This window comes from Myxococcus sp. AB025B (assembly GCF_006518215.1).
Lineage (GTDB): Bacteria > Myxococcota > Myxococcia > Myxococcales > Myxococcaceae > Myxococcus > Myxococcus fulvus.
The window spans coordinates 1-430 of sequence record NZ_SRLW01000729.1; the positions used below are offsets into that span (position 1 = coordinate 1).

Here is a 430-nt window from a genome sequence, read left to right on the forward strand (position 1 = left end):
GTCCATAGACGCTTTATCTGTCTCCAATACAAGAATAGATTGGTCAACTTCTATGATGTCACCAACTTTTACGCTGATTTCGATAACATCAACATCAGTTGCACCACCAATATCCGGCACTCGAATGATTTCAGTACTCACGGAAATCTCCTTTGTCATATAGACGCATCAAACTGATTAACTAATCAGGTTTGGAATCATCCCAAACATGATGCCAAGCTTGTTTATAATTAGCAAATAACTGGGTTTGGTTTCTCTGGATCGAGGCCAAACTTAGCAATTGCTTCACTAACTACAGATGCATCAATTACACCGTCTTTCACTAATGCTGTCAAAGCAGATACAACAACCCAGTAACGGTTAATCTCGAAGAAATGACGTAATTTAGCACGTGTATCACTTCGACCAAAACCATCAGTACCTAGTACAT

The 430-nt window shown here is 39.3% G+C and carries 2 protein-coding genes; both read right to left on the reverse strand.

Annotated features, from left to right (window positions below; genetic code table 11):
• The coding region (locus tag FL311_RS46425; RefSeq protein ID WP_368668627.1) for a biotin/lipoyl-containing protein at positions 1-159 on the reverse strand (159 nt) is incomplete at its 3' end.
• 71 nt (positions 160-230) lie between these two features.
• A partial coding sequence (locus FL311_RS45865) for a hypothetical protein (RefSeq protein WP_141333605.1) occupies positions 231-430 on the reverse strand: 200 nt, incomplete at its 5' end.